Genomic DNA, 25,638 nt, shown 5'->3' with positions numbered 1-25,638 from the left:
GAAAGGTTTAAGCGAAGTAGGCCACGCCGCTCTCAAAGATCGGCATGAACTTATCGCCGGGGACATGCTCGGGCACGTTGCGGTACAGGTTGTCGCCGCGACGCTCGGCATGGCCCATCTTGCCCAGGACGCGGCCGTCGGGGCTCGTGATGCCCTCGATGGCGAGTGCGGAGCCGTTGGGGTTGACGGAGAGATCCATGCTGGGCTTGCCGTCCTCGCCCACGTACTGCGTGGCGACCTGGCCGTTGGCGATCAGCTGGGCGAGCACTTCGTCGTTGGCGACAAAGCGGCCCTCGCCGTGGCTGATGGCGACGGTGTAGGGGTCGTCCAGGCTGCACTGCGACAGCCACGGGGACAGGTTGGACGAGATGCGGGTACGCACCAGACGGCTCTGGTGGCGACCGATGGTGTTGAACGTCAACGTGGGCGCATCGGGCGTGGCGTCGACGATGTCGCCGTAGGGCACCAGACCGAGCTTGATCAGGGCCTGGAAGCCGTTGCAGATGCCCAGCATCAGGCCATCGCGAGCCTTGAGCAGGTCGCGGACTGCCTCGGTGACCTCGGGAGCGCGGAAGAACGCCGTGATGAACTTGGCGGAGCCGTCGGGCTCGTCGCCGCCCGAGAAGCCGCCGGGGATCATGACAATCTGGCTTGCGCGGATGCGGCGGGCAAGCTCGTGGGTGCTCTCGGCGACGGCCTCGGGCGTGAGGTTGTTGATCACGAAGGTGTCGGCCTCGGCACCGGCGGCACGGAAGGCGCGGGCGCTGTCGTACTCGCAGTTGTTGCCGGGGAACACGGGGATGATCACGCGCGGACGGGCGATCTTGGCGCCGCTGTACACGTGGATGTCCTTGGCACGGAAGCCGATGGTCTCGACCTCGGGGGTCTCGTCGGCGCTGCGGTAGGCAAAGACGCCCTCGATGCCGCTCTCCCAGGCCTCCTGGAGCTCGGAGAGCTCGATGACCTCGGAGCCGGTGTCGATGACATAGCCCTCGACGGTGGTGCCCAGGGGCTCGACGACAACGCCGTCGGCGACCTCGGGCAGCTCGGCATCCTCGGCGAGCTCGACGATAAAGCTGCCGTAGAGCGGGGTGAAGAGGCTCTCTACGTCTACATCATCGGCAAGCTCGATGCCGATCTGGTTACCGACGCACATCTTAAAGAGGCTCTCGGCGCCGCAGCCGTAGCCGGGCGTGGAGATGGCCAGGGCGTTACCGGTAGCAGTGAGCGCCTCGACGGCGTCAAACGCGGCGAGCAGCTGCTGGGCATCGGGCCGGTAGTCCTCGCCATAGGTGGCGGGGGCGATACGGACGACGCGGTGCGTCAGGCCCTTGAACTCGGGGGAGACGGCGCGGGCCGCCTTGCCCACGGCGACAGCGAAGCTGATCAGGGTCGGCGGAACGTTGAGCTCGCCGGCCTCGTCCTCAAACGAGCCACTCATGGAGTCCTTGCCGCCGATGGCGCCGGCACCCAGGTCGACCTGAGCCATAAGGGCGCCCAGGACGGCAGCCATGGGCTTGCCCCAGCGCTCGGCCTCGGTGCGCAGGCGCTCGAAGTACTCCTGGAAGGAGAGGTAGGCGCGCTTGTGCTCAAAGCCGGCGGCCACGAGCTTGGCGATGGATTCGACAACGGACAGGTAGGCGCCCGCAAACTGGTCGGCCTCCATCAGATAGGGGTTGAAGCCCCATGCCATAGCGCTCGCCGTGGTGGTCTCGCCGTCCACGGGGAACTTGGCGACCATGGCAGAGCTCGGAGTGAGCTGCGTCTTGCCACCAAAGGGCATGAGCACGGTCGCGGCGCCGATGGTGGAGTCGAAGCGCTCGGAAAGGCCCTTGTTGGAGGCGACGTTGAGGTCGGTGACAAGCGAGGTCATGCGCTCGGCAAGCGTGGTGCCGGCCCAGCTGGGCTGCCACACGCTGCGGGCGCAGACGTGGGCAACCTGGTGCTTAGGCGCACCGTTGGAGTTGAGGAACTCGCGGGACAGATCGACGATGGCGACGCCGTTCCAGGCCATGCGCATGCGCGGCTCGGCGGTAACCTCGGCGATGACGGTTGCTTCCAGGTTCTCCTCGGCGGCGTAGCCCATGAATTCCTCGACGTCACCGTCGGCGACGGCGCAGGCCATGCGCTCCTGGGACTCGGAAATGGCGAGCTCGGTGCCATCCAGGCCGTCGTACTTCTTGGTCACAGTGTCCAGGTCGACATACAGGCCGTCGGCAAGCTCGCCCACGGCGACCGAGACGCCGCCGGCGCCAAAGTCGTTGCAGCGCTTGATCAGACGGCAGGCATCGCCGCGGCGGAACAGACGCTGCAGCTTGCGCTCGACCGGGGCGTTGCCCTTCTGGACCTCGGCCCCCGAGGTCTCGATGGACTCGGTGTTCTGGGTCTTGGAGGAGCCGGTGGCGCCACCGATGCCGTCACGGCCGGTGCGGCCACCCAGCAGGATGATCTTGTCGGTGGGGGCGGGGCACTCGCGACGAACGTGGTTTGCCGGGGTAGCGCCCACGACGGCGCCGACCTCCATGCGCTTGGCCACGTAACCGGGGTGATAGAGTTCGTTGACCTGACCGGTGGCAAGGCCGATCTGGTTGCCGTAGCTGGAGTAGCCGGCAGCAGCAGTGGTCACGAGCTTGCGCTGCGGCAGCTTGCCCTCGAGCGTCTCGGAAACCGGGACGGTGGGGTCGCCGGCGCCGGTGACGCGCATGGCCTGGTACACATAACTGCGGCCCGAGAGCGGGTCACGGATGGCACCGCCCACGCAGGTGGCGGCACCGCCGAAGGGCTCGATCTCGGTCGGATGGTTATGGGTCTCGTTCTTAAAGAGGAACAGCCAGTCCTGGTCCTCGCCATCGACATCGACCTTTACCTTGACGGTGCAGGCGTTGATCTCCTCGGATTCGTCAACATCGGTCATGACGCCGGTCTTCTTAAGGTACTTGGCGCCGATGGTGCCCATGTCCATGAGGCAGACGGGCTTGGCGTCGCGGCCGAGTTCGTGGCGCATCTCCATGTAGCGGTCGAAGGCTTGCTGCACCACGGCGTCATCGATCGTCACGTCCTCCAGGACGGTGCCGAAGGTGGTGTGGCGGCAGTGGTCGGACCAGTAGGTGTCGATCACGCGGATCTCGGTGATGGTGGGGTCGCGGTCCTCATCGCGGAAGTACTGCTGGCAAAAGGCGATGTCCGCCTCGTCCATGGCAAGGCCGCGATCTGCGATAAAGGCGGCAAGGCCGGCCTCGTCGAGCTCGCGGAAGCCGTCGAGCACTTCTACGGGCTGGGGCTCGGGGGTCTCAATGTGCAACGTCTCGGGCAGGTCGAGCGAGGCGATGCGCGCCTCGACGGGGTTCACCACGTAGTGCTTGATGGCCTCGATGGCGGCTTCGTCCAGAGCGCCCGAGATCATATAGACCTTGGCGGAGCGCACGGCGGGGCGCTCGCCCTGGCTGATGAGCTGCACGCACTCGCTGGCGGAGTCGGCGCGCTGGTCAAACTGGCCAGGCAGGAATTCGACGGCAAAGACGGCGCCATCGCTTGCAGGGAGCTCGTCATAGGTCACATCGACCTGGGGCTCGCTAAAGACGGTCGGCACGCAGGAGCGGAAAAGCTCCTCGTCGATGCCCTCGACGTCGTAGCGGTTGATGATCCTCAGGGCCTCGATGCCCTTGATGCCGAGAATTTCGGTCAGCTCGCCCTTGAGCTGCTGAGCCTCGACGTCGAACCCGGGTTTCTTCTCCACGTAGATACGAGAGACCATTGGTTCCTGCCTTCCTGATCGGTTGGGCGTACGGTACGGTATGCGGCAGCGGTCGGTTTGCGGGGCAAGCCTCGCGGTCGCCTTGAGCCACATGTTTGTAAACCTCACTATGATACGACAGCTCGTGGCGCGTTGAGGACGGCGAGGGTGCTACAGTGATGCGCAAACAAGAGAAAGGCATCACATGGCATTTGTTTCGCTCGCCATCATCGCGCTCGTGGCCTTTGCAAGCCCCTTCATCGCCTCGGCGATTCCCGGGAAACCCGTTCCCGAGACGGTCTTTTTGCTCGTGTTCGGCGCGGTGCTGGGACCCCATATGCTCGACATTATCCATGTAGATGCCGAGGTCTCGCTCGTGTCGGAGCTCGGCCTGGCCTTTTTGTTCCTGCTTGCCGGCTTTGAGATCGATCCCAAGAACATCACGGGCGTCGAGGGGCGCTACGGTATGGCCACGTGGGTTGTCACATTTTGTATCGCCTGGCTTGCCGTGCGCTTTACCCCGTGGTTCTCGGTTAGTCATTTCGACGGTATCGCCGTGACGCTTGCCCTTACTTCCACGGCGCTCGGCACGCTCGTGCCCATCATGCGCGAGCGCTCGCTCACCGGCACACGCGTTGGCAATTCGATTCTCGCGTATGGTACGTGGGGCGAGCTCGGTCCCGTGCTCGCCATGTCGGTGCTGCTGTCTGCCCGCACCGGCATCCAGACGCTCGTGATTCTTGGTCTGTTTGCTGTTGTCTGCGTGTTGCTGGCCGTGGTCCCAAGTCGTTCCAGGCGCGTCGGCAGCCGCTTCTTTTCGTTTGTCGAGGAACGCGCCGACACCACGTCGCAGACCTTCGTGCGACTGACGGTGCTCATCCTGGTCACGCTCGTGGCGTTTTCGGCCGTCTTTGACCTCGATATCGTGCTGGGTTCTTTTGCCGCCGGCTTTGTCCTGCGCTATATCATTCCTGAGGGTAACCATACGCTCGAGACCAAGCTCGACGGCCTGGCCTACGGCTTTTTGATTCCGGTGTTCTTTACCGTATCGGGCGCAAAGATCGACCTAACGGCCGTGGCGTCGCGCCCGGGCTTGCTCGCGGGCTTTATCGTGGCGTTGCTGATCATTCGCGCCGTGCCGATTCTCATCTCTATGGGCATTTGTCCCGCGACGCGCGATGTGTCGGCGTATGGCCGCATTACCGTGGCCCTGTACTGCACCACGGCCCTGCCAATCATCGTTGCCGTGACAAGCGTTGCCGTCAACGCGGGCGCGCTGTCGCAAGATATTGCGTCGGTCATGGTTGCCGCCGGTGCCATCACGGTGTTCTTGATGCCATTGCTCGCGCAGCTCTTCTACCGTGTGGTCGACGCCGCGCCGGTTGCCGCCGTGGCAGAAGTTGCCGAGCATCCATCCGATGCGCTCGACATCCTGCGTGCTCATCACGATTTGGCAAGCCTGCTCGCACGCGAGCACGAGCTGTTGACATCGCATGGCCATGGTCGCGTATTCGAGGGCCTGCCTACGCTCGATACGATTGCCGAGCGTCTTTCCGCCGAGGCAGCGAGCGGCCACATCGATGCCCGCATCGTGGACGCGGCGCATCTTCTTGCCGATAAGACCTATGGTGATGAGGTTGACCCGTCCGAGCTGACTCCGCGTGAGCGCCGCCGCTTGGAGCGCGCCAAGCTCGCCGTGCGCGAATATCGCCGCCGCATGCTAGAGCTCTATGCAAGAGAAGAAGCCGAGGACGACGACGGCAAGTAGCAAGGAATGTCGGGATACGGGTTCCGTCCAAATAATAGAAGGCGCGCTGCCTGCGGTTGATGCAGACAGCGCGCCTTTTGCGTTGGGCCTCGTTGAGGTTCGAAGTCGTGGCTTGCGACCTTTAGGAGCGGGCGGCTCCGTCGACGGGGAGCACGGCGCCCGTGACATAGGAGGACATGTCGCTCGCCAGGAAAACAAAAGCGTTGGCGACATCCTCGGGCTCGCCCATGCGGCCGAGCGGAATAGTGGCGACGATGGGCTTGATGACCTCTTCGGGCAGGTTGGCGACCATGTCGGTCTTAGTCACGCCAGGGGCAACGGCGTTGACGCGGATGCCCATGGGGGCGAGCTCGCGCGAGAGCGACTGGACCATGCCGTTGACGGCAAACTTGGACGTTGGATAGCCGACGCCAGAGGGCTGGCCGTACTTGGCGACCATCGAGCTCGTGGTAGTGATGGTGCCGCCGTGGCCGGCCTCGGTCATAATCTTGGCGGCCGCCTGGTGACCGTTAAAGACAGCGACGACGTTGAGGTCCATGACTTTGGCGAACTCCTCGGCCGTGTAGTTGAGCAGCGGCGAGCGCTGGGAGATTCCGGCGTTGTTGACGACCGTGTCCAAGCCGCCCATGTCGGCTGCAGCCTGGGTAAAGGCCTCGGTCACGGCCTCGAGCGAGGTGAGGTCGCAGGAGCGGCCCCAGACCTTGGCGTCGGGATAGGCGGCTGTCAGCTTCTCAACGGCCGCACCGGCGGTCTCCTGACGCGAGCCAAAGACGGTGACGGCGGCGCCCTCCTCGATAAAACGGCAGGCGATGGCATAGCCGATACCGCGCGTGCCTCCGGTGATGATCGCTTTCTTGCCCTCGAGCAACATGGTGCTTCCTCTCATCGCGGGCGGACATTCGCAGCACAGCGTAGCGGTAGCCGGAATCGGTCGCGTCTGCATATCGGTGAACGGTAGCCCGCGTTACCGATGAGCGGTTCGCGCAAATGTACTCTGCCGTTGTGCTTGGGGCAGGAGACAAAAGGGCTCCCGTCCCACATCGGACGGGAGCCCTCAAAGCGTGTATTGCTAGGCAAGCGTTGGATTAGTTGGCCATAACACCTTCGGTCCAGGCCTCGACGTCCTCGATACGCAGGACGTTGGCGACCTCGGCCACGCAGTCGACACTGGCAAGCTCGGCGGCGGCAGCCTGGACGTCCTTCTCGAGTGCGCGGTGCGTCAGGAAGATGACCGAGCAGGCATCGCTGACGCCCGACTTGCCGTCTTCGACCTGATTGATGAGCGAGATCGAGATGTTGTGCTTGGCAAAGATATCGACCGTCTCGGACAGGGCACCCACGCGGTCGGCGATCTTCAGGCGCACATAGTACTTGGTCTGAAGCTCGTCCATGGGCTTAAAGGCGAGGTTGTGACCATAGGGCTCAATCTCGGGCAGCGGAGCCACGCCGCGGCTGATCTGCTCGGAGAGCGACAGGATATCGCCCACGACGGCGCTCGCAGTGGGGAAGGAGCCTGCGCCCGCGCCGTAGAACATGGTCTCGCCCACGGCGTCACCCACCACGTAGACGGCGTTCATGGCGCCGTTGACCTTGGCGAGCATATGGTCGGCGGGAATCAGCGTGGGATGCACGCGGACATCGACGCCGGCGTCGGTGTTGCGTGCGATGCCCAGCAGCTTGATGGTGTAGCCGAGCTCGCGGGCCTGGGCGATGTCCTCGGCGCCGATGGTACGGATACCCTGCTGGTACACATCATCGGTGGTCACGCGGGTGCCAAAGCCGATAGAGGCGAGGATCGCCGTCTTGCTGGCGGCGTCGAAGCCGTCAACGTCGGCGGACGGGTCGGCCTCGGCATAGCCCTTTGCCTGGGCGTCGGCGAGCACGTCAGCGTAATCGGCGCCCTCGGCGTCCATGCGCGACAGGATGTAGTTGGTGGTGCCGTTAAGGATGCCGGCGATGGTCAGGATCTTGTTGCCCACCAGGTCGTGCTCAAGCGTGCTCACGATGGGGATGCCACCGCCGCAGCTGGCCTCGCACTTAATCTGCACGCCGCACGCGCGCGCCTTCTCGGCGAGCGTCTCGACATGACGGCCCAGCAGGGCCTTGTTGGCAGAGACGACGTGCTTGCCGTTCTCGAAGGCGGTGGTGAAGATTTCGGTCGCGGGGTGCTCGCCGCCGATGAGCTCGACGACGATGTCGACGGCGGGGTCCGTGACGACGTCATGCCAGTCGCTCGTAAAGGCCTCGCGCTCAATACCGGCTGCTTCGGCCTGCTCCCAGGCAAGCGCACAGGCGCGGGTCAGCTTAAGGTCGATGCCGTAGGCGGCCAGGTACTCATCGTGGTGGCTCTTGATCAGACGGGCCACGCCGCCGCCGACGGTTCCCAGACCGATGAGGCCGACGTTCACGGTGCGCAGGGATTCGCTCATAGATAGCTCCTTCGTGCATCTTATAGATGGATTAACCAATTGCAGGTTGAGTGCATTCTAGCGTGAACCGAGGGCGTGTGCTTGCCAGGCAACAGGAGCCGCATAAAACGGCACCCCCGAAACGCTGCGGAAACATTGGAAACACGCTCGCTACAAACGGAACTCCGTAACAAACTGTCAACGTTTGCACCATAAGGTTTGCCCTGTGCGACTGGGGCATGCAGGCGCTCGTCGGCGTGGAATGACGAGGGCCAGGTCGAAAAGCCCGCTACGGCCTATGTGATCCAGGACGGCAAGTACATCGCCGCCTAGGCGCGCATAAAGCGCGACCGGTGAGGCTGTTTTATGCAGGGCGGGGATGTCTGTAACAGAACGGAAACATTGCTTTCACATAATAAAGTGGCATTACTGCATAAAGCAATAGAAATACGCAGAAATATGGATAAATGAACAAATCCAAAGAAAAGCCGAAATAACCGCCACTTTTCCTAACTAAAGCGTCTACTATTTTGCGAACGCCGAACACGGCGAAGGATGGCCTGTCGGGTAACAGAAACCCGACGAGATTTGAGAGGAGAGCCGCATGTCGAGCCTCACCGGTAAGTCATTGAACCCTGTTATGAATCGCAGGAGCGTTATCGCGAGCGCAGCAGGTCTGGGGGCGATGTCCATTCTAGCTGGCTGCTCCTCCAACGGCGGCGACAGCGGTTCCGCTGCGAGTGACGCTTCGTTTAAGATCGGCACCATCGGCCCGCTGACCGGCGCCAACGCGTCCTACGGCAAGTCCGTTACCCAGGGTGTCGAGCTTGGCTGCAAGGATTTCTCGACCAAGGAGCTGCCGCTTGCCAGCAAGGCCGAGGATGACCAGGCCGATGGCGAGAAGGCCGTCAACGCCTTCAACACCCTGCTCGACTGGGGCATGCAGGCCCTCGTCGGTCCGACCACCACGGGTGCGTCGGTTGCCGTTGCCGCCGAGTGCGGTAACGACCCCAAGACGTTCATGATCACCCCGTCCGCGTCCTCCGAGGACGTCACCGACGGCAAGGATTGCGTCTTCCAGGTTTGCTTCACCGACCCCAACCAGGGTGTCAACGCTGCCAAGTTCCTGGCGCAGAAGTATGCGGACGAGAAGTTCGTGCTGTTCTATAACTCCGGCGACGCCTATTCTTCGGGCATCGCAGATTCCTTTAAGGCCCAGGCCGCTGAGTCCAAGCTCGAGATTGTCGACGAGGAGACCTTTAAGGACGACTCCGCCACGAGCTTTACCAACCAGCTGACCAAGGCCAAGCAGGCCGGCGCCACCATGATCTTTGCGCCGATCTACTACACGCCGGCGTCCGTACTGCTCAAGAACGCCAAGGACATGGGCTACGACGTCAAGATGATGGGCTGCGATGGCATGGACGGCATCCTGGGCGTTGAGGGCTTCGATACCTCTCTTGCCGAGGGTCTGCTGCTCATGACCCCGTTCTCCGCCGATGACGAGAAGAACGCCGACTTCGTCAACGCTTACAAGGATAAGTACGGCGATACCCCCGACCAGTTTGCCGCCGACGCCTACGACGGCGTGCACGCGGTGGCCGAGGCCGTCAAGGAGGCCGGTCTTGGTGTCGACGCCGACCCGACCGAGGTCGCCGAGAAGCTGTCCAAGGCTATGCTCAAGATTACCGTTGACGGTCTGACCGGCAAGCTCACCTGGAACGATAAGGGCCAGGTCCAGAAGGAGCCCACGGCGTACGTCATCACCGACGGCAAGTACGTACAGGCCTAATAGGCCGCCTTACATAGAGCGGTTTTGATCCCAAGCAGGGGAGGTTTTGGCCTTCCCTGCTTGCTTGGTATCTAGGGACAGTGTAACGTCCCTGTTTCATACATTAACTGGAAACCTATTCGAAAGGGGGATGTGGAACATGACGGTCTTTATCCAATACCTGGTCAACGGCCTGTCCATGGGCAGCGTCTACGCCATCATCGCGTTGGGCTACACCATGGTCTACGGTATCGCCAAGATGCTGAACTTCGCTCACGGCGACGTCATCATGGTCGGTGCCTATGTCTCGTTCTGTGCCACGTCGTATCTCGGCCTCCCGGGCTGGGCATCTGTAATTCTCTCTTGTGTGGTCTGTACCGTTCTCGGTGTTCTCATCGAGGGTCTGGCATACAAGCCGCTGCGTCAGGCGGGCCCGTTGGCCGTTCTGATCACGGCCATCGGCGTTTCTTACTTCCTGCAGAACGCCGCTCAGCTTCTGTGGGGCGCCACGCCCAAGAACTTCACTTCGCTCGTCACCTTCCCGGTGCCGGAGTTCTTGGCCAAGTTTAACGTAAGCGCCGTCTCGCTCGTCACCATCGTCGCCTGCCTGGTTATCATGGCCGGTCTGATGTTCTTTACAGGTAAGACCAAGATGGGCAAGGCCATGCGAGCCGTGTCCGAGGACAAGGCCGCTGCTCAGCTCATGGGCATCAACGTCAACCGCACCATCTCGATGACGTTCGCCATCGGCTCCGCCCTCGCCGCCATCGCCGGCGTACTCCTGTGCTCCTACTCGCCGGTGTTGCAGCCCACCACGGGTGCCATGCCTGGTATCAAGGCCTTCGACGCTGCCGTCTTCGGCGGCATCGGCTCCATTCCCGGTGCCTTTGTCGGCGGCATTCTCATCGGCATCATCGAGGCGATGGCGCAGGCTTACATTTCCACGAGCCTTGCCAACTCCATCGTCTTTGGTGTTTTGATCATCGTCCTGCTCGTCAAGCCTGCCGGCCTCTTGGGCAAGTACGTCCCCGAGAAGGTGTAGGTGAGCGTTATGAAGTTTCTTAAAGACAAGCAGACGCGTCATGACTTTGTCACGTACGCCATGTGCATTGTGGCGTTCGCCATCGTGTTCTTTATGCAGTCCAACCACATGATCCCGCGCATGATCGCCGGTCAGCTGGTTCCCATCACGGCCTATATCGTCATGGCCATCTCCCTTAACCTCGTCGTCGGCATCGCGGGCGACTTGTCGCTGGGCCACGCGGGCTTTATGAGCGTCGGTGCCTATACGGGCATCGTCACCGCCGTCGCGCTGGAGAGCGCCGTTCCGTCCGATCCGATGCGTCTGATCATCAGCATTGTGGTCGGTGCTATCGCCGCTGCTATCTTGGGCTTCTTGATCGGTATCCCGGTCCTGCGCCTGAGCGGCGACTATCTGGCCATCGTAACCCTGGCTTTTGGCGAGATCATCAAAGAGGTTGTCACCTGCCTCATTGTGGGCGTCGATTCCCGCGGCCTGCATGTGATCTTTAACATCACGGGTAACTCCACGATCGACGACCTGCACCTGCTCGAGGACGGCACCGCCATCATCAAGGGCGCGCAGGGAGCATCGGGCGTGTCGACCTATTCGACCTTCCTTGCCGGCGCAATCCTGGTTATGGTCGCGCTCGTGATTGTACTCAACCTGGTTCGCAGCCGTACCGGTCGTGCCATTATTGCCGTGCGCGACAACAAGATCGCTGCCGAGTCCGTGGGCATCTCCGTCACCCAGTACCGCATGATCGCCTTCGTGGTTTCCGCCGCCCTCGCCGGTGCTGCCGGAGCCCTTTTCGGCGGTAACTTCTCGCAGCTTTCCGCCACTAAGTTTGACTTCAACACGTCGATCCTCATTCTGGTGTTCGTGGTCCTGGGCGGCCTGGGCAACATGCGCGGTTCCGTTATCGCGGCGGCGCTGCTCACGGTGCTCCCCGAGCTACTCCGTCAGTTCTCGGACTACCGCATGCTCATCTACGCCATCGTGTTGATTCTGGTCATGGTCTTTACTAACAACCCGCAGCTCAAGGCGTTCTTCGCACGCATTAAGGACCGCTTTGCTTCTAAGAAGGAGGTGGCAGCCGATGCCCAGTCAATTTGAGTTCAACAAGGGCAAGATGGTCCCGTATCCTTCTGGCGCCATCGTTCCCGACCGCGACCTGGGCGAGCGCCCGGCACTTGAGTGCATCCACCTGGGCATTGAGTTTGGTGGCCTTAAGGCAGTCGACGACTTTAGCCTGACTATCGGCAAGACCGAGATCGCCGGTCTGATCGGCCCCAACGGTGCCGGTAAGACCACGGTCTTCAACCTGCTCACCAAGGTGTACCAGCCCACGCACGGCACCATCCTGCTCGACGGTGAGGACACTTCGGGCAAGTCGGTCTACCAGGTCAACCGCATGGGTATTGCCCGTACGTTCCAGAACATTCGCCTGTTCAATACCATGACGGTGGAGGATAACGTTAAGGTCGGCCTGCATAACCAGGAGCGCTACTCCGGCTTTGAGGGCGTGCTGCGCCTGCCGACGTATTGGAAGCACGAGAAGGCTGCTCACGAGCGCGCCATGGAGTTGCTGTCCATCTTTGATATGGAGCATCTGGCAAACGAGCAGGCCGGCTCGCTGCCTTACGGCGCTCAGCGTCGTCTGGAGATCGTCCGCGCGCTTGCCACCAACCCCAAACTACTGCTGCTCGACGAGCCTGCCGCCGGCATGAACCCGTCCGAGACCGCGGAACTCATGGAGAACATCGTTAAGATTCGCGACACCTTCGGCATTGCCATCATGCTTATCGAGCACGACATGTCGCTCGTCATGAATATTTGCGAGGGTATCTGCGTGCTCAACTTTGGTAAGGTCATCGCCAAGGGCACGGCCGAGGAAATCCAGAACAACGACGCCGTTATCGAGGCATATCTGGGCAAGCAGGATAAGGGGGAGAACTAAATGGCAGAGCCGATGCTTTCCGTCTACAACATCAACGTCTGGTACGGCGCCATCCACGCCATTAAGGACATCTCCTTTAACGTTAACGAGGGCGAGATCGTGGCCTTGATTGGTGCCAACGGTGCCGGCAAGTCCACAACGCTCAAGACCGTCTCGGGCCTGCTGCGTTCCAAGACCGGTTCCATCAAGTTTATGGGCGAGGACATTACTCATACGCCCGCTGATAAGCTGGTTGGTAAGGGCCTGGCTCAGGTTCCCGAGGGTCGTCGCGCCTTTTTGCAGATGACGGTCGAGGAGAACCTGGAGATGGGTGCCTATACGCAGCCCAAGTCCACGGTGGCTCCGGGCCTGGAGCGCGTCTACGAGCAGTTCCCGCGCCTGAAGGAACGTCGTCGCCAGGTCGCCGGCACCCTTTCAGGCGGCGAGCAGCAGATGCTCGTTATGGGGCGCGCCCTTATGAGTAACCCCAAACTGCTTATGCTCGACGAACCTTCCATGGGTCTGGCACCGATTCTGATCGAACAGATCTTCCAAATTGTCGAGGATCTGCACAAGGCCGGCACCACGGTGCTTCTGGTCGAGCAGAACGCACAGATGGCTCTTTCCATCGCCACACGCGGCTATGTGCTCGAGACCGGCAAGATCACCATGACCGGCACCGGCCAAGAGCTCCTGCACGACGACAACGTCCGCAAGGCCTATCTGGGCGGTTAATCCATTCAACAAAGGGGGCGCTGACCAACCCGGTCAGCGCCCCCTTTTAAGTTGCGGTGAAATAGGGACTGAATACGGGCTCCAGAGGCCAAAACAGTCCCTATTCCACCGCAACTTCATGGGGATGTGTGACAATGCCCGTCGGAAAACAACTGCTGTCTTTGGGGGCCTATCTATGCTGTACGAGTTTTGTGCCGAGAACTTTGAGCGAGTGCCGGTGGCCATCGAGGCCGGTGCGGGGCGCATTGAGCTGTGTGACAACCTCGCCGTCGGTGGCACCACGCCTTCCGCCGGCGTTATTAGCGCTACAGTCAGCTACGCTCACGAGCACGACGCGCGAGTGATGTGCATGATTCGTCCGCGTGGTGGCGACTTTCATTACAACCAGGACGAGCTGCGCATGATGGAGATGGACTTGGGTCTTGCTGTGAGCGCCGGCGTTGACGGCCTGGTCTTTGGCTGCTGTAAGCCCTGTGCCGGCGGCTGGGCGCTCGACGAGCTCACCCTCGGCGCCCTCGTTATGGCTACGGGCTGCGCGACCGAGGAATGTAAGCGTGAGCCCATCGACATCACCTTTCACATGGCATTTGACCAGCTCTCGCCCGAGTCTCAGCTCGATGCGATTGATACACTTGCCGACTGCGGCGTTACGCGCATCCTCACGCATGGCGGCGCTGCCGGTACGTCGATCGAGGATAATTTCGATCACCTGGCTCGTTTAATCGAGTATGCGGGTGATCGTTTGACCATCCTTCCCGGCGGCGGCATCACTACGGCAAATCGTGACGCGGTCGCGGCGGCGCTAGGCGTCTCCGAGCTCCATGGCACCAAGATCGTGCCGCTGGAGGTATAACCCGTGGCGCTGGTATTTGACGTTCAGCAGGCGAACGGTAAGCCCGACGACAACCGTCGTCCCGGCACCGCGTGCCCCTTTTGCGATACAGAAGGGCTCACCGACATCATTCGCCGTGATGGCGATTGTATTTGGCTCGAGAATAAGTTCAAGACCCTGCGCGCCACCCGTCAAACCGTGCTGATCGAGTCGGCCGATCACGATGCCGACCTGGTGACCTATGAGCCGGATGAACTCCACCATGTGATGCGGTTTGCCCTGGGTTGCTGGCAGCAGATGATCGATTCACAGCAGTATCGAAGCGTGCTCATGTACAAGAACAAGGGTCCGCTCTCGGGCGGTAGCCTCGTTCATCCGCACATGCAGATTGTGGGTTTGGAGCAGGAAGACGGCTATGCTTCGCTGGCTTCCGCCAATTTCGAAGGCATCAATGTCTGGCAACAGGGGAGGATCTCGGCCAACATCTCAACCGAACCCATCATGGGGTTCTTTGAGATCAACGTTTCAGCCCCGCGGGGAATCGCCGCCAGCGATGACACGAGAGATCAAGCCGAGGCGGATCTCTTCGCCGATGCAATCCAGGTAGCTCTGCGCTATATCCTGAACGAGCACCACGGTGGTCGCGCAGAGTCGTATAACCTGTTCTTCTATCACCTGGGCGGTCGGACCATTGCCAAGGCGCTGCCGCGTTGGGTGGTTTCGCCCTACTTTGTCGGCTATCGTTTGGCCCAGGTCAATGCTGAGACCACGCTCGATGTCGATGCGGAGCGACTCCGTGCACATCTGGAGGCGCTCACATCGTAAAGTGAGCGCCCGCACACTGCGGACAGTCTAGCGTGCCATGGCGTCGCGGCCGGCCTCGACCCGCTTGCGCTGGGCGGCGCGCTCCTCGCCGGTCAGACGCTCAAAGAGATGCCCGATAAGCGAGGCGAGCACCTGCTGAAACAGCGTTCCACACATGACGGGAAACACAACTTCGCCCGGAAAGTATTGCGTGGCGATGACGGCGCCCGAAGAGATGTTACGCATGCCGCAGGTAAAGCACATGGTAGTCGTCTCGCTATATGGCAGATGCAGCGCACGGGCGACCAGAAAACCGATGACAAAGCCGCTGATGGCGAAGGTCAAAATAAAGAGGGCGACTTCCAGGCGCACCGCGTTCATGTGCAGCACGTACTCGCTCATGGCGGTGGAGTTGGAGGCGATAACGCCCATCATCATGAATTTGCAGGCGGGCGAGAGCGCGGGGGAGAGCTTCTCGTGTCCCCATCCACGCGTGAGCTCGTTGATCACGATGCCGAGCACGGCGGGGATGGCGATCATAAAGGCCATGTCTTGCATCATGCTCGGCACATCGATCGAGACGGTGGCACCCAGCAAGAGCTTAAGCGTGAGCGGAATCGTCACAGGGGAGATAACTGAGGACGTCAGGATGATAGTGAGCGCGAGCGGGCCGTTGCCGCCGAACATGCTGATCCACATAAAAGCGGTGACGGCCACGGGCACGCTGTACTCGAGCACGATGCCGCAGACAAGGTTGGGGTTGGAGCCAAAGAAGAGTGACCCTATGGTATACGCCGCGATGGGAATAAGCACTGCCGAGACCAGCAGCGCCAGAATCAGGTGCAGCGGACGGTGGAACACCTCGGCTACCTGGTGAAAAGTGTTGCTGAGCGCGCCCTGAAACGTCATAAAGGCGAAGAAGGCGGGAACAATGGGCTTGAGCACGCCGATCTGCTGGGGAAAGAGCACTCCGAGCGCCACGCAAATCGGAACGATGATCTGCATATGCCCCGCGAGGAACTTTCCCAGTCCAGCCCATTGCTTCATATGTCCCGTGACTCCCTTTATCCGCGAACTCGTTTGTATGGATATGCTAGACGCTCGTATGCGTCCGTGCGGCTGAAACGCTCGATTATTTCGAGGCCATTACCGCCATCGTTTGCCGAAACCGCGGCGCACCGCGGCGTTTTGCGTCCGTGCCGCACGGTATAATAAATCCGTTCAACAGATCTGCCTGCCGAAGCGGGCATACACAGAGGACTCATCGCTATGAACCGTGAGAGGTATCGCGGCGACCTGCCCCTATCGGGGGTGGGCGCCTATGTCATCGCTTAAGACGACGCATCGCTGGGCGGTCGCTCGGCAAAACCCCGAGCTCGAAAAGGAGCTTTCGGCTGGCCTGGGCATACCCGGGCTGGTGGCGCGCATTATGGTTGCGCACGGCATTACATCCATCGAGGAAGGCCAACTGTTTTTGACGCCTTCGCTCGATCGCGACTGGGCGGACCCGCTCGTTATTCCGGGCATGGCGGTCGTCGCCGACCGCGTTGAGCGCGCTGTTCGCAGTCACGAGCGCATCGCCGTCTTTGGCGATTTTGACGTCGACGGCATAACGTCGACTTGTCTGTTGACCGAGGCGCTGCGGATGTTTGGCGCCAATGTCACACCGTTTATCCCGCACCGCTTTGACGAGGGGTACGGCCTGTCGCGTGCGGCGCTCGACCGCGTCAACGAGCTCGCCCAACCCAACCTGATTGTGACCGTCGATAACGGCATTGCTGCCAAGGAAGAGGTCTCCTATCTGGAGAGCCTGGGGATCGATTTGGTGGTCACGGACCATCACGAGCCTTCCGACCAGGTGCCGCAGGGCGTGCCCCTGACCGACCCCAAGCTCGAGGACGAGGGTCCCTCGCGCGAGCTTGCCGGTGCCGGCGTGGCACTCAAACTGGTGCAGGTCCTGGGCGAGCGTTTGGGCAAGCCGTCGTATTGGCGTTCGCTGATAGAGGTCGCGGCGCTGGGCACCGTATCCGACATGATGCCGCTCACGCCCGAGAATCGCGCACTGGTCGCCGAGGGCATCCAGCAGATGCGCGTGACGGCCCGTCCCGGCTATATCGCGCTTGCCGCACTTGCCAAGGCCGATCTTTCTACCATTACGGCCGACGGCCTGTCATTCTCGCTCATTCCCCGCTTAAACGCTGCCGGTCGCATGGCCGATCCCAAGCTGGCGCTCGACCTGCTGCTTGCCCGCAATCCCATCGAAGCAAGCGCGCTGGCGGCTGAGCTCGAGGAAATCAACCGCCAGCGCCGTGAGATCGAGGCGGAGCTCACGCGCGATGCCATGGCAAAGGTCGAGGAGACCTATGACGGCGGACGCGCGATCGTCGTGGGCGGCGAAGGCTGGCACGAGGGTGTCAAGGGCATCGTGGCAAGCCGTCTGACCAACCGCTATCACGTGCCGGCGCTGCTGTTCTCGATCGAGGACGGTATCGCGCGCGGCTCTGGTCGCTCGGTGGGCAAAGTTAACCTGTTTGACGCCGTCGAGCGCTGTTCCGACCTGCTGATTCGTCGCGGCGGACATGCAGGTGCGGTGGGTGTGACCATCGAGGCATCCAAGCTCGATGAATTCCGTCGTCGCCTTTCCGCCGTGCTATCGGAGATTCCCGCCGAGGACTTTGAAGACATCGACGAGGTTGCCGCCACGGTCGACCTTTCCGAGCTGAATATCGAGACTATAGAGCAGATTTCCCGTCTTGAGCCGTTTGGCCAGGGCAACAAGGTGCCGCTGCTGGCCGCCGAGGGCGTGACGATGTGCGATCGCGCCGTGGTGGGCAAAACCGGCGAGCACATGCGCTTTGTGGCGACCGATGGCGCCGCAAGCGTGCCGGCCATTATGTTCCGCGTGCCGCAAATCGATAAGCTCATCAACTGCGATAGTGCTGTCGACTTGGTGTTCGAGGCCGTTGCCGAGCATTGGCAGGGGCGTGTGAAGCCCAAGCTCATGATCAAGGATGTTCTGGTCCGCGATACCACGCTGCCCAGCGTCGACGATCCGGCATGCGAGCTTCGTCGTGGCGTGCAGCCGGCGGATTCCGGCCTGCGCCTGGAGTCGCGTAAGCGCGAGACACTCGCCCAGCTTTCTTATACCGAGCTGACGCGCTCGCTTATCCATAGCTTTATAGGCTCGAACCAGCCGCACCGCGCGCAGGTCGAGGCGCTCGATGCCCTGGCCGATCACCAAAGTGTTCTGGCCGTTATGGGAACGGGGCGCGGCAAGTCGCTCATCTTCCATGTGCATGCCGCGCGCGAGGCGGTTCTTCGCGGGCGTGCGAGCATCTTTGTCTATCCGCTGCGCGCGCTCGTTGCCGACCAGGCCTATCACCTCTCGTCGACGATGGCCGCGCTCGGCATTGGCGTCGGCGTGTTGACCGGCGAGACCGTGGAGGCGGCGCGCGATGACGTGTTTGCCGGCTTGGCTTCGGGCCGTACCGGCATCGTGCTCACGACGCCCGAGTTCCTGTCCATTCACCGCGACCGCTTTGCGCGTTCGGGGCGCATCGGTTTTGTCGTTATCGATGAGGCGCACCACGCTGGCCTTGCCAAGGGCGGCGACCGCAGCGCCTATCTCGACATGCCCGATATCCTCAAAGCCCTGGGCGACCCGGTCGTTATGGCCGCGACGGCCACCGCGACGGCTCCGGTCGTGGCCGAGCTTGCCCGCACGCTTCCGATCACTCACACGGTGGTCGACGAGACGGTGCGCGAGAACCTGCAGCTCGAGGACGACCGAGATCTTGCGAGCCGCGAGAACCGTTTGGTGTCGATCGTGGCGACGGGGGAGAAGACCGTCATTTACGTCAATTCGCGCGACCAGTCCGTGGCGCTCGCCAAGACACTACGCAAACGCGTTCCCGACTGTGCGACCCGTATCGCGTTCTATAACGCTGGCCTTACGCGCACCGACCGCCATCGCGTAGAGGAGGCGTTTCGAGACGGCAGCCTCAGCTGCATCGTCTCGACATCCGCCTTTGGCGAGGGCGTCAACCTTCCCGATATTCGCCATGTCGTGCTCTATCACATGCCGTTTGGCGGCATTGAGTTTAACCAGATGAGCGGCCGCGCCGGTCGCGATGGCCAACCCGCCGTGATCCATCTACTCTATTCGTCGCGTGACGCCCGTATTAACGAGCGCCTGCTCGACTGCTATGCGCCCGAGCGCGACGAGCTCGTCACGCTCTATCGCGCGCTGCAGACCATGTGGCGCTCCAACCGCGGCAAGACCGGGGACGATTCCTTTAGCGCGAGCGATATCGACATCGCGCAGATGTGCCTTGCCATCGATGCTCGCACGCCGGTCGACGAGCGCTCGGTGGAAAGCGGCTTGGGAATCTTCGAAGAGCTTGGTTTTTGTCGCGTTTCGGGGTTTGACGACACCCGTCGCATCGCGATGGCCGAAAACCCCGGCCGCGTGCAATTGAGCAGGTCAATTCGCTATTTGGAGGGCTTGCGCTCGCGCATGGAGTTCTCGGCTTTCCGGAGTTGGGCGCTCGATTCGTGCGCTTCTGATATGCTAGCCAAAGTTAACCGCCCGATCGTACCGCGGGCCTAGGGGAAGGGGACCTCGATGGATGCCGCAGCCCGTACCGCCCATGATTCCACCCTCCAGCCTTTTTCGGAGATGGAGCACTATAAGCATGCCGATGAGCTGCCGCCCGAGATTATGGCGGACAGCTACGACAAGCTGGAGCGCCTGTGCCTCAAATATATGAATGAGGACGACTTTTCTAAGGTTGAGCAGGCCTACTGCTTTGCCGCCGAGAAGCACTGCAACCAAAAGCGCCGCTCGGGCGAGATGTACATTAACCATCCCGTCGAGGTTGCCATCATTTTGGCCGATCTCAAGATGGACTGCGATGTGGTGTGCGCCGCGCTGCTGCACGATACCGTCGAGGATACCGAGACCTCGCTCGCCGATGTTTCCGGCCTGTTCGGCGATACGGTGGCCGAGCTCGTCGATGGCGTGACCAAGCTCACCAACATCGAAGTCGACAGCATGGACGAGAAGCAGGCGCTCACGCTGCGCAAGATGTTCCTCGCCATGTCCAAGGACATTCGCGTCATCATCGTTAAACTTGCCGACCGTCTGCACAACATGCGAACGCTGGCAGCCCTGCGCGAGGATCGTCGCCTGTTTAAGGCTCGCGAGACCATGGACGTGTACGCGCCCTTGGCCGACCGCCTGGGCATGAGCTCTATTAAGTGGGAGCTCGAGGACCTGTCCTTCTTCTACCTGGAGCCCGATGCCTACCAGCGCATCGCGCGCATGGTGGCTGAGTCGCGCGAGGTCCGCGAGCGCTACCTTGCCGAGACCATCAAGACGCTTACCGATGAGCTCAACCGCATTGGTCTGGAGGACTTCCAGATCAACGGCCGCTCCAAGCACTATTGGTCCATCTACCAAAAGATGAAGCGCAAGGGCAAGGAGTTCTCCGAGATCTACGACCTGGTGGCGCTGCGCGTTATTACCCATTCGGTGCGCGATTGTTACTCCACGCTCGGTGCGGTGCATACGCTGTGGCACCCCATGCCTGGTCGCTTTAAAGACTATATCGCCATGCCCAAGGTCAATAACTACCAGTCGCTCCACACGACGGTCATCGGCCCTACGGCTCGTCCGCTCGAGATTCAGATTCGAACCTACGAGATGCATGAGCAGGCCGAGTACGGCATTGCCGCTCACTGGCTATATAAGAAGTCGGGCGGATCGTCTGCTTCCAAGACCAATGACGCTCAACGTTTGGACGACCAGATCAACTGGCTCAAGCATTCGCTCGATTGGGCGGCTTCCGACGAGATCACCGATGCCAAGGAATACCTGCGCTCGCTGAAGGTCGATCTGTTCGATCAGGAGATCTTTGTCTTCACGCCCAAAGGCGAGGTCATGGCGCTTCGTGCCGGCTCAACGCCGCTCGACTTTGCCTATGCCGTTCACACCGAGGTGGGAAACCACTGCGTCGGCGCCAAAATCAACGGTGCGGTGGCTCCGCTCACGCACGAGATCAAGACGGGCGACCGCGTTGAAATCCTGACTAACAAGAGTTCCAAGCCGTCGCGCGATTGGCTCAAGATCGTTAAGACACCTTCCGCCAAGTCAAAGATCCGCCGCTATTTTGCCGCTGCGACCAAGGACGACGACGCTGCCGCCGGTCGCGATATGCTGGCCAAGGATCTGCGTAAGCGTGGCTATGGCATTTCTACGCCGCGTTCGACGCGTGCGCTCAATGCCGTGGCGGAGCAGTTTAACTTCAAGCAGCTCGAGGACCTGTTTGCCGCCGTCGGCGCCGGCAAGGTTGCCTCGCGCGCTGTGGGCAATAAGGTCGAGCAAATCTTGGACCCCAAGCCCGAGGAACAGCTCACCAAGGCCGAGGCTATCGCCGAGGTCGTGAAGCAGCCCGCTCGCGGCTCCAACCGCAAGCCTCAAAAGCGCGGCAAGAGCGCCAGTAACGGCATTATCGTCAAGGGCGAGAGCAACAGCGGCCTGCTGGTCCGTCTGGCTCATTGCTGCAACCCCGTGACGGGCGACGACATCGTCGGCTTCATCACGCGCGGTCGTGGCGTTTCGGTGCATCGCGCCAACTGTCCCAACGTCAAGGGTCTTATGGAACATCCCGAGCGCATGATCGATGTGGAGTGGGACGGCGCTGCCGACACCCTCTTCCAGGTCGAGATCGTGGTCGAGTGCCTGGACCGCATGGGCCTGCTCAAGGATGTCACCATTGCCATTGGCGATGCGGGCGGCAATATCCTTTCTGCCGCCACGTCGACCAACCGCGAGGGTATTGCAACCCTGCGCTTTATGGTCGAGATCTCGGACGCGAGCGGTCTGGATCCGCTGCTGGCTTCCATCAGCAGTGTCGATTCGGTCTACGACGCTCGCCGTCTTATGCCCGGCGAAGGCGGAGCTCAGCTCAAGCGCCGTGTGTAGGTGCGAGAGCCTCTCAGCATCATAGATATTGGTTACGTTCGAGGCATCGTTTGGTGCCTCGAACGTATTTTAGAAGGAGGGTATGCGCATGGGCGATATGACTTTGGACCTGACACCCCGAGGCGCGGCTTCGATTGAGGCGCTCGTCAACGGCCCGATTCAGACCAACAGTTACGCCGTGATTTCGAATGACGAGTGCTTAATCGTCGATCCGGCGTGGGAGGGCGAGCGTCTTGTGGAGCATATCCGCACCGCGCATCCCGAGGTGCGCGTACTCGGCTCTGTCTGCACGCACGGTCATGCCGACCATGTTGGCGGGGTCGCCGGGGTTCGAGCTGTTGTTGGCGACGGCGCACTATATGAGTTGTGCGCTAAGGACGTGACGGTACCTCGCGCAAATATCGAGGAGCAGCGCGCCATGTGGGGTATCGAGACGCCCGATCCGGGTGAGCCGACGCGCTTGCTTGCCGAGGGCGATACAATCGAGGTGGGCGACGTCTGTCTGCAGGTGATCGAGACGCCGGGGCATACGCCGGGCGGCATCGTGCTGTTCGCCGCGACCGAGCAGGGGAACATCGCCTTTGTGGGCGACACGCTTTTCCCGGGCAGCCACGGTCGTACCGATCTTTCCGGCGGTGACGAGGCGGCGATTATGCGCTCGCTCTCCAAACTTGCCAAGACGCTTCCGCCCGATACCGTTTGCTTGACGGGCCATGGCGATTCGACCACGATGGCGCGCGAACTTATGCAGAATCCGTTTATGCAGATGTAGGCTCGAAGCCGTCTTTCGAACCACGAAGACCGCTCAATCGTCAAGCTATTTTCCCCAGTGGGTCGATTCTGTGGGGCAAACGGTCAAAATTTGTCCAATCGGATGGTATTCGTGAACAAACGAACGTTTATGCTCGGGTATGTCGTGGTAAAATCTCAGGCGTTATCGGAGCAACCTTACAGGAGGTTTCTTTTATGCTCGTCAACGCAGCAGACATGCTCAAGAAGGCCGAGGCCGGCAAGTACGCTCTCGGTGCCTTCAACACCAACAACCTCGAGTGGACCCTGGCTATTCTCCAGGCCGCCGAGGAGGCCAAGTCTCCGCTGATCCTTCAGTGCACCGCTGGTGCCGCTAAGTGGATGGGCGGTTTCAAGGTCTGCGCCGACATGGTCAAGGCTGCCGTCGAGGCCACGGGCGTTACCGTCCCCGTCGCCCTTCACCTCGATCACGGTTCTTACGAGGACTGCTTCAAGTGCATCGAGGCCGGCTTCACGTCCATCATGTATGACGGCTCTCACGAGGAGACCTTCCAGCTTAACCTCGACCGCACCAAGGAGCTCGTTGAGCTTGCCCACTCCAAGGGCATGTCCATCGAGGCCGAGGTCGGCGGCATCGGCGGCACCGAGGACGGCGTGACCTCCAACGGCGAGCTCGCTGACCCCGCTGAGTGCAAGCAGATTGCTGACCTGGGCGTCGACTTCCTCGCCTGCGGTATCGGCAACATCCACGGCGTGTATCCCGCCGACTGGGCTGGCCTTTCCTTCGAGCGTCTGGGCGAGATCAAGGCTCAGACCGGCGACCTGCCCCTCGTTCTGCACGGTGGTACCGGCATCCCCGAGGATCAGATCAAGAAGGCCATCTCCCTGGGTATCTCCAAGATCAACGTCAACACCGACCTGCAGCTCGTCTTCGCCAAGGGCGTTCGCGAGTACATCGAGGCCGGCAAGGATCAGCAGGGCAAGGGCTTTGACCCCCGCAAGCTCCTCAAGCCTGGTCGCGACAACATCGTTGCCCGCACCAAGGAGCTCATGGAGGAGTTTGGCTCCGTCAACAAGGCGTAAGCGTCGCTAAACTTCCCACCGGAAGCCCCGTCTCCCTACACTGTTTCCTTTGCGCTCACCTGGCTTCGCCAGAAGTCGCGCCAAGGAAACAGTTCCGGGAGACGGGGCTTCCTTCGTTTAACGCCGCAGGGTTACGAGTCTGAATTAAGGTGGCTACTGGCTTCGCCAGAAGTCGCGCGACGGAATCAGCTCCGGGTGAACGGGGCCTCCTTTGTTAACTCGCTACAGGGTTACTGGGCTGAATTCATTTTTTGACTACCGCTCGGCGGTGTTGATGGCTCCCTTGTTGGGGCTTTCTTTTTTATCTCGCTACAATGGACTTCAAGAGTTCTAATGACTTGGAGTTTGGTATGGCTGTTATTAATGTGCTGCCTTCGGATGGGAAGGTTATTGACGAGGGTCCTGTTGGTTGCTCTGTTGATGTTTGCTGCGATGACTTTCGCCATCTCGATATTGGACTACCGCCTGAGATTCTTCGTCTTAAGGATGCCGGGTATTTGACGCAGGCTGTTGCCGCCTGCGATCGCCTTTTGGAGCAGAATCCTGAGCCTTCCCTGGCAGCCTGCGTTCGTGCCGAGCGGTATCGCATGCTTGAGACGCCGCTTCATTTTTCGGTGTCGCGCGCTCGGGCTATTGCGATGATTCGCGAGGAGTGGCCTGAGTTTACCGAGGAGCAGTTTGACGATTTGATTGACCGTAAGCGTATTGACTGGCGCTTTATCGATGGCGAGCTGTTCGTTCTCGACAACTTCCTCGATTCGCTTCGCGTATATCCCAAAGAGGTCCCCGGCATGCGTCCCGATTCTACGGACGGAATAGCACTGCGCAACGAGATGCTCAAGGAGATGGAGTCGCAAAACGGATTGACTCGCGTTATTACGCTTCAGGCGTCCTTGTCTGTCCCCGGCGCTCTAGAGGGGGAGACCGTTTGCGCTTGGCTTCCCGTCGCGGCTGCCTGCCGTCAGCAGTCTCGGGTCGAGATTCTCGACATGACGCCGGAGGGTACTGTTGCTCCCGCGAACGCTTCGGCGCGTACCGCCTCGTGGTCTTCTTCGAGTGAGCGCTCATTCTCGGTGACCTATCGTTATCACATCGATGCCGCTTATCGCGATATCTATGGGGGTGCGCTTCCGGCGCATCCGTGTATGGACGCGCCGCTGTCCGAGGATATTTCCGAGGACCGTCCGCACATTGCATTTACGCCGTATCTGCAGCAGCTGACGGCCGGTGTTGCTGACGGACTCGAGGATCCGCTCGATCGCGCTCGTGCTATCTATGATTACCTGACACAGCATATCGACTATCGCTATCAGCCACCGTACCTGCTTTTGGGATCTATTGCCGACGACTGTGCGCATTCGCTCCGCGGCGATTGCGGCGTTATGGCGCTCACGTTTATCACCATGTGCCGCATCGCGGGGGTGCCTGCTCGTTGGCAGAGCGGCCTGTATGTTGCGCCCGATTCGGTGGGGCCGCACGATTGGGCTGAGTTCTATACGCCACAGACCGGTTGGCTTAACGCCGACGTATCGTTTGGTTCCTCGGCACGCAGGATGGGGGAGGAGTGGCGTCGTCGTCACTACTTTGGCAATCTCGACCCGTGGCGTATGGTGGCCAACAATCGATTCCAGGCTGAATTTGTGCCTGCTTTCGATGGTATGCGCGAGGATCCCTATGACAACCAGATGGGCGAGGCCTCGGTTGACGGACGTGGATGTCGTAAGCGGGAGATGTTACGCAAGGTTGAGCTTATCGGGTTGATTTCCGATCTCAGCCGAACACATTAGGCGGACAGGCCGTTCCCGCAGC

At 61.1% G+C, this 25,638-nt stretch carries 17 protein-coding genes; 13 read left to right on the top strand and 4 right to left on the bottom strand.

What is annotated here, in order from left to right; all coding sequences use genetic code 11:
- Positions 1-7: 7 nt before the first annotated feature.
- Complete coding sequence (locus I2D41_RS00390; RefSeq protein WP_195363177.1) at positions 8-3,754, bottom strand: phosphoribosylformylglycinamidine synthase; 3,747 nt, start codon at positions 3,752-3,754, stop codon at positions 8-10.
- A 184-nt stretch (positions 3,755-3,938) separates the two neighbouring features.
- Here I2D41_RS00390 and I2D41_RS00385 point away from each other — a divergent pair, with 184 nt between their 5' ends.
- Positions 3,939-5,501 carry a cation:proton antiporter domain-containing protein gene (locus tag I2D41_RS00385; RefSeq protein ID WP_195363176.1) on the top strand — a complete coding sequence of 521 codons (1,563 nt, stop codon included), beginning with the start codon at positions 3,939-3,941 and terminating at the stop codon, positions 5,499-5,501.
- 121 nt (positions 5,502-5,622) lie between these two features.
- Here the strand turns inward: I2D41_RS00385 and I2D41_RS00380 are convergent, their stop codons facing one another.
- Positions 5,623-6,372, bottom strand: coding sequence for an SDR family NAD(P)-dependent oxidoreductase (locus I2D41_RS00380; RefSeq protein WP_195363175.1), 750 nt, complete (start codon positions 6,370-6,372; stop codon positions 5,623-5,625).
- Positions 6,373-6,586: 214 nt separating this feature from the next.
- Positions 6,587-7,930: a homoserine dehydrogenase gene (locus I2D41_RS00375; protein WP_195363174.1), complete on the bottom strand. Its 1,344-nt coding sequence runs from the start codon at positions 7,928-7,930 to the stop codon at positions 6,587-6,589.
- Positions 7,931-8,513: 583 nt separating this feature from the next.
- Here I2D41_RS00375 and I2D41_RS00370 point away from each other — a divergent pair.
- The 7 genes from I2D41_RS00370 (at position 8,514) to I2D41_RS00340 (ending at position 15,032) form a co-directional block, all read left to right on the top strand.
- On the top strand, positions 8,514-9,701 hold the full coding sequence (locus tag I2D41_RS00370) for an ABC transporter substrate-binding protein (protein ID WP_195363173.1): 1,188 nt from the start codon (positions 8,514-8,516) through the stop codon (positions 9,699-9,701).
- A 139-nt stretch (positions 9,702-9,840) separates the two neighbouring features.
- Entirely contained in the window at positions 9,841-10,722 is an 882-nt protein-coding gene (locus I2D41_RS00365) for a branched-chain amino acid ABC transporter permease (RefSeq protein WP_089573309.1), read from the top strand.
- Positions 10,723-10,731: 9 nt separating this feature from the next.
- Entirely contained in the window at positions 10,732-11,817 is a 1,086-nt protein-coding gene (locus tag I2D41_RS00360) for a branched-chain amino acid ABC transporter permease (protein WP_195363172.1), read from the top strand.
- A complete protein-coding gene (locus I2D41_RS00355) occupies positions 11,801-12,661 on the top strand; it encodes an ABC transporter ATP-binding protein (RefSeq protein ID WP_195363171.1) in 861 nt (286 codons plus the stop codon). The genes I2D41_RS00360 and I2D41_RS00355 overlap by 17 nt, the downstream gene beginning before the upstream one ends.
- Positions 12,662-13,375: an ABC transporter ATP-binding protein gene (locus I2D41_RS00350; RefSeq protein ID WP_006234438.1), complete on the top strand. Its 714-nt coding sequence runs from the start codon at positions 12,662-12,664 to the stop codon at positions 13,373-13,375. It abuts the gene before it with no gap.
- Positions 13,376-13,550: 175 nt separating this feature from the next.
- Entirely contained in the window at positions 13,551-14,228 is a 678-nt protein-coding gene (locus tag I2D41_RS00345; RefSeq protein ID WP_195363170.1) for a copper homeostasis protein CutC, read from the top strand.
- Between the two features lie 3 nt (positions 14,229-14,231).
- Positions 14,232-15,032 carry a DUF4931 domain-containing protein gene (locus I2D41_RS00340; RefSeq protein WP_195363169.1) on the top strand — a complete coding sequence of 267 codons (801 nt, stop codon included), beginning with the start codon at positions 14,232-14,234 and terminating at the stop codon, positions 15,030-15,032.
- 27 nt (positions 15,033-15,059) lie between these two features.
- Here the strand turns inward: I2D41_RS00340 and I2D41_RS00335 are convergent, their stop codons facing one another.
- Complete coding sequence (locus I2D41_RS00335) at positions 15,060-16,058, bottom strand: bile acid:sodium symporter family protein (protein ID WP_195363168.1); 999 nt, start codon at positions 16,056-16,058, stop codon at positions 15,060-15,062.
- A gap of 274 nt (positions 16,059-16,332) precedes the next feature.
- Here I2D41_RS00335 and recJ point away from each other — a divergent pair, with 274 nt between their 5' ends.
- The 5 genes from recJ to I2D41_RS00310 all read left to right on the top strand — a co-directional run bounded on the left by recJ (position 16,333) and on the right by I2D41_RS00310 (position 25,616).
- The gene (recJ, locus tag I2D41_RS00330) at positions 16,333-19,620 is read left to right on the top strand and encodes a single-stranded-DNA-specific exonuclease RecJ (protein WP_195363167.1); all 3,288 of its coding nucleotides are present in this window, start codon (positions 16,333-16,335) and stop codon (positions 19,618-19,620) included.
- A 15-nt stretch (positions 19,621-19,635) separates the two neighbouring features.
- Positions 19,636-21,996, top strand: coding sequence for a RelA/SpoT family protein (locus I2D41_RS00325; RefSeq protein ID WP_195363166.1), 2,361 nt, complete (start codon positions 19,636-19,638; stop codon positions 21,994-21,996).
- Positions 21,997-22,084: 88 nt separating this feature from the next.
- The gene (locus I2D41_RS00320; RefSeq protein ID WP_324249154.1) at positions 22,085-22,768 is read left to right on the top strand and encodes an MBL fold metallo-hydrolase; all 684 of its coding nucleotides are present in this window, start codon (positions 22,085-22,087) and stop codon (positions 22,766-22,768) included.
- Positions 22,769-22,962: 194 nt separating this feature from the next.
- Positions 22,963-23,829 (top strand): class II fructose-1,6-bisphosphate aldolase, encoded by an 867-nt coding sequence (gene fba, locus I2D41_RS00315; protein ID WP_006234429.1) that lies wholly within the window; start codon positions 22,963-22,965, stop codon positions 23,827-23,829.
- Between the two features lie 350 nt (positions 23,830-24,179).
- Positions 24,180-25,616, top strand: coding sequence for a transglutaminase-like domain-containing protein (locus I2D41_RS00310; protein ID WP_195363164.1), 1,437 nt, complete (start codon positions 24,180-24,182; stop codon positions 25,614-25,616).
- Positions 25,617-25,638: the final 22 nt, after the last annotated feature.

This window comes from Collinsella aerofaciens (assembly GCF_015552075.1).
Classification (GTDB): domain Bacteria; phylum Actinomycetota; class Coriobacteriia; order Coriobacteriales; family Coriobacteriaceae; genus Collinsella; species Collinsella aerofaciens_Y.
The sequence above is the reverse complement of the archived record's forward strand: the minus strand, read 5'-3'. Positions and strand labels throughout refer to the sequence as shown.